Genomic DNA, 4,625 nt, shown 5'->3' on the forward strand with positions numbered 1-4,625 from the left:
GTTCTGTCTCAGGCCACCTGCGCCCTGTGTCAGACGAAGGGCCGTATGCCCACCCTGCGACGGGCTGACGCACCGGCCCACGGCCCCGACCCACCACCCCCCCAGGGGCGCGGGGAACTGCGCGACCAGCCACAACGCACCCGCACAAAACAACGAACCCAAAGGGTTCAGATTCGATCCAGCACCTGCGTCAACAACGCCCCCATCCGCGCAGCCGAATCCCGCCCCGCCTGCAGAACCTCCTCATGGTTCAGCGGCTCCCCAGTCATCCCGGCGGCAAGATTCGTGACCAGCGAAATGCCCAGCACCTCCGCCCCCGCCTCCCGCGCAGCGATGGCTTCCAGAACCGTCGACATCCCCACCAGATCCGCCCCGATGACCCGAGCCATCCGAATCTCCGCCGGCGTCTCGTAGTGCGGGCCGGGGAACTGCGCGTACACCCCCTCCTCCAAAGACGCGTCGATCTCCTTGCACAGGGCGCGCAGCCGACGCGAGTAGAGATCCGTCAGGTCGACGAAGTTGGCGCCGACGATCGGCGACGTAGCCGTGAGGTTGATGTGGTCGCTGATGAGCACCGGCTGACCGGGCCGCATCCCCTCGCGGAGCCCCCCGCAGCCATTGGTCAGCACAACCGTCTTGCACCCGGCGGCGACTGCGGTACGCACGCCGTGCGCGACGGCGGCGACGCCGCGCCCCTCGTAGAAGTGGGTGCGGCCAAGAAAGACGAGCGCCCGCTTGTCGCCCAAGCGGTACGAGCGGATCTTGCCGCCGTGACCCTCGACCACCGGCGGGGGGAACCCGGGCAGCTCTGTGACCTGGAGGTCGGCCTCGGGGGCACCGAGGGCGTGCACGGCCGGTGCCCAGCCGGAGCCCATCACGAGCGCGACGTCGTGGGTCTCGGCGCCCGTGAGCTCGCGCAGGCGCGAGGCGGCGGCGTCGGCGGCGGCGTACGGGTCGCCCTGGATGTCGTCCGGAAGAAGAGAAGCGTTCACGCGATGAGGGTAGCTGGTCGATGCCTACGCGCGTAGATGCTGAGGGTCACAGGTTCGCGATCGTTGTCTTTATCGTTGTCTTTTCTGAGCCGACGCAGCCCGGGAACTCTGCCGCGCACCCCCGGAAGAATCTGCTGCCGCACTGCCCCGCACTCAAAGAACCAACGCCCCAGAACCGACGTCCCAGAACCGACGTCCCAGAACCAACGCCCCAGAGCCACGCCCCTGAATCAACAGGGCCGCTTCCGCAGCTCCATCACATAGTCGTGCGGCGCCCCTGCCGACTCCGCCGCGTCCGCGATCTCCCCCAGATAGCGCGCCGAAGGCAGCCCGCCCTCATAGCCGTTCAGCACGTACACCCACGCCGGCTCCTCGCCCTCCAGCGTGTGCACACGGACCCGCATCCGCCGGTATATGTCGAGGCCCACACCCTCCCAGCGGTCCAGGGAGTCCTCGTCGAGCGGAGCGACCTCGTACAGCGCGACGAACACCTGCGAGCGCGGCGCCTCCGCGATGGTCACGAGCGCGCCCTCCCAGCCCATGTGCTCGCCGCCGAAGGTCAGCCGCCAGCCGTTGAGCCACCCGGTGGCGCGCAGCGGTGAATGCGGGGCCCGGCGCGTCATGAGCCGCGGGTCGAGATTGCCGGCGTATGCGGCGTAGAGCGACATGGGGTTGAGGGTACGGCAGCGACGCGCGAGCCTCTCCTGTAACAGAGGCACCCGGAGCAGGCCCCCGGGCGGAAGCACCGTGGGGCGTACGGGACAATGGAGTACGTGACTCGGATCGTGATCATTGGTGGCGGACCCGGCGGATACGAGGCGGCCCTGGTGGCCGCCCAACTCGGCGCGGAGGTAACCGTCGTCGACTGCGACGGCCTGGGCGGTGCGTCGGTGCTCACCGACTGCGTGCCGTCGAAGACGTTGATCGCGACCGCCGAGGTGATGACCACCTTCGACTCCTCGTACGAGGAACTCGGCATCATTGTGGCCGACGACACTCCGCACATCGATACGCCCGCCCGGGTGGTCGGAGTCGATCTCGGCAAGGTCAACCGCCGGGTGAAGCGGCTCGCGCTCGCCCAGTCGCACGACATCACCGCATCCGTGACGCGGGCGGGGGCGCGAGTCATGCGCGGTCGCGGGCGGCTCGACGGTCAGCAGGCCCTGGACGGGTCCCGGAAGGTCGTGGTGCGGGCCGCGGACGGCAGCGAGGAGACGCTCGTCGCCGATGCCGTGCTCATCGCCACCGGTGGACACCCCCGTGAGCTGCCCGACGCGCAGCCGGACGGCGAGCGGATCCTGAACTGGACCCAGGTGTACGACCTCGACGAGCTGCCCGAGGAGCTCATCGTGGTCGGTTCCGGTGTCACCGGCGCCGAGTTCGCCGGTGCCTATCAGGCGCTCGGGTCGCGGGTCACGCTCGTATCCAGCCGTGATCGTGTGCTGCCGGGTGAGGACTCCGATGCCGCGGGCGTGCTGGAGGACGTGTTCCGGCGTCGTGGCATGAACGTCCTGGCGCGCTCCCGAGCCCAGTCCGCCAAGCGCGTGGGCGACCGGGTCGAGGTGACGCTGGCCGACGGTCGCGTCATCACCGGCTCGCACTGTCTGATGGCCGTCGGCGCCATCCCCAACAGCCATGGCATGGGGCTCGAAGGGGCCGGCGTCAAGGTGAAGGACTCCGGGCACATCTGGACGGACAAGGTGTCCCGGACGACGGCTCCGGGGGTGTACGCGGCCGGTGACGTCACCGGAGTCTTCGCGCTCGCCTCCGTGGCGGCGATGCAGGGCCGTATCGCCATGTACCACTTCCTCGGTGACGCGGTCGCCCCGCTGAACCTGAAGACCGTGTCCTCGAACGTCTTCACCGACCCCGAGATCGCGACCGTCGGCTACTCACAGGCGGACGTCGACGGCGGCGTCATCGACGCCCGGGTTGTGAAGCTGCCGCTGCTGCGCAATCCGCGCGCCAAGATGCAGGGCATCCGGGACGGCTTCGTGAAGATCTTCTGTCGGCCGGGCACCGGGATCGTCGTCGGCGGTGTGGTCGTCTCGCCGCGCGCCTCGGAACTGATCCATCCGATCTCGCTCGCGGTCGACAACAACCTGACCGTCGAACAGATCGCGAACGCCTTCACCGTGTACCCATCCCTTTCGGGCTCGATCGCCGAGGTGGCGCGCCAGCTGCACACCCGGAAGACCGAGCTCGACGCCTGACGGCCGGAAGTAACTCCTCGCTGGTCACGGGGAGTTGCCGCTTCTTCGGGCGCCGTGGACGGCGGGAGCGGACGCGTATACCACTTTCCCTGCTGGCGTGCGAACAACTTCTGTTATTCGGCGCAAACTGCTGAAAGCAGACGGTCGTTGGGGTTACTGTCAGTTTCGTGTTCGCTGCAGAACGTCGCCAATTGATCCTCGAAATGGTGCGAGCGAACGGGGCCGTGTCGCTCCGTGAGCTCGCCCGCGTCGTCCAGACCTCTGAAGTGACCGTACGGCGGGACGTGCGCGCACTGGAGGCAGAAGGACTCCTCGACCGCCGGCATGGCGGTGCGGTATTGCCGGGCGGGTTCACGCGGGAGTCCGGCTTTCCGCAGAAGTCACATCTCGCGACCGCCGAGAAGACGGCAATCGCCGATCTCGCCGCGAGTCTCGTCGAAGAGGGCGAGGCCATCGTGGTCGGGGCGGGTACCACCACGCAGGAGCTGGCCCGCCGGCTCGCGCGGGTGCCCGGGCTGACCGTCGTCACCAACTCCCTACTGGTGGCTCAGGCGTTGGCCCATGCCAACCGCGTCGAGGTCGTGATGACCGGCGGCACCCTGCGCGGTTCCAACTACGCCCTCGTCGGGAGCGGGGCCGAGCAGTCCCTCCAGGGGCTGCGGGTCTCCCGGGCCTTCCTGTCCGGGAGCGGACTGACCGCCGAGCGCGGCCTGTCCACCTCCAACATGCTGTCGGCCAGCGTGGACAGGGCCCTGGTGCAGGCCGCCGCGGAGGTCGTCGTCCTCGCCGATCACACCAAGCTCGGTACCGACACGATGTTCCAGACGGTGCCGACGGATGTGATCACGCGCCTGGTCACGGACGAGCCGCCCGCCCATGACGACCGCGCGGCCACCGAGTTGCAGGCCCTGGCCGACCAGGGGGTGCAGATCGCTGTTGCCGGCTCGGGCGGTGCGGGACCGGCGGGGCGGCAGCCGCCCCGCCGGGATGTGCCGCTTCCCAGTCCGCGTAGGGGCCAAGTCCCCGGTGGGGGGCCGCAGTTGCGGAGCACCGCGGCGGTTCTCGGGGACCAGTCCCAGGGTGAGCGGGCGCGGGTTGCGGATATGCGCCGACGTTGACGCCTTGCCGGGCGGCTTCCGGGTTGGGTGGTTCGGGGCTCGCTGCCGGCTGCGGGTGCGTTGTGGCTGGTCGCAGTCGCCAAGGAACTGAACCCACCCACCCGGTAGGCGCCCCGCCCAACCGCCGGAGGCGAGGCGTACGCCTCAGTCCTTGATCTCGCAGATCACCGCACCGGACGTGACCGACGCGCCGATCTCCGCGCTCAAGCCCTTGATGGTGCCCGAACGGTGGGCGTTGAGGGGCTGTTCCATCTTCATGGCCTCCAGGACGACGATCAGGTCGCCCTCGTTGACCTCCTGGC

The 4,625-nt window shown here is 69.2% G+C and carries 5 protein-coding genes; 2 read left to right on the forward strand and 3 right to left on the reverse strand.

What is annotated here, in order from left to right; genetic code table 11:
* Positions 1–167 precede the first annotated feature (167 nt).
* Both ACGFNK_RS45690 and ACGFNK_RS45695 read right to left on the reverse strand, forming a co-directional pair.
* The gene (locus ACGFNK_RS45690) at positions 168–992 is read right to left on the reverse strand and encodes a purine-nucleoside phosphorylase (RefSeq protein ID WP_386351022.1); all 825 of its coding nucleotides are present in this window, start codon (positions 990–992) and stop codon (positions 168–170) included.
* 230 nt (positions 993–1,222) lie between these two features.
* Positions 1,223–1,660: a gamma-glutamylcyclotransferase gene (locus tag ACGFNK_RS45695; RefSeq protein ID WP_386351019.1), complete on the reverse strand. Its 438-nt coding sequence runs from the start codon at positions 1,658–1,660 to the stop codon at positions 1,223–1,225.
* A 96-nt stretch (positions 1,661–1,756) separates the two neighbouring features.
* Between ACGFNK_RS45695 and ACGFNK_RS45700 the strand changes: the two genes are divergently transcribed.
* Positions 1,757–3,205: an NAD(P)H-quinone dehydrogenase gene (locus ACGFNK_RS45700; RefSeq protein WP_393427342.1), complete on the forward strand. Its 1,449-nt coding sequence runs from the start codon at positions 1,757–1,759 to the stop codon at positions 3,203–3,205.
* A 167-nt stretch (positions 3,206–3,372) separates the two neighbouring features.
* The gene (locus ACGFNK_RS45705; protein ID WP_393427345.1) at positions 3,373–4,323 is read left to right on the forward strand and encodes a DeoR/GlpR family DNA-binding transcription regulator; all 951 of its coding nucleotides are present in this window, start codon (positions 3,373–3,375) and stop codon (positions 4,321–4,323) included.
* Between the two features lie 144 nt (positions 4,324–4,467).
* On the opposite strand, the gene ACGFNK_RS45710 is transcribed toward ACGFNK_RS45705, so the two are convergent.
* Positions 4,468–4,625: acetyl-CoA carboxylase biotin carboxyl carrier protein subunit (locus tag ACGFNK_RS45710; protein WP_393427348.1), on the reverse strand; the 158-nt coding region annotated here is incomplete at its 5' end.

The organism is Streptomyces sp. NPDC048825, from assembly GCF_043198355.1.
GTDB classification, from domain to species: Bacteria; Actinomycetota; Actinomycetes; order Streptomycetales; family Streptomycetaceae; genus Streptomyces; species Streptomyces xiangluensis.

Coding starts and splice junctions, on each gene's coding strand:
- ACGFNK_RS45695 (WP_386351019.1), bottom strand. CDS start 1,660: ATGTCGCTCTACGCCGCATACGCCGGCAATCTCGACCCGCGGCTCATG.
- ACGFNK_RS45700 (WP_393427342.1), top strand. CDS start 1,757: ATGGAGTACGTGACTCGGATCGTGATCATTGGTGGCGGACCCGGCGGA.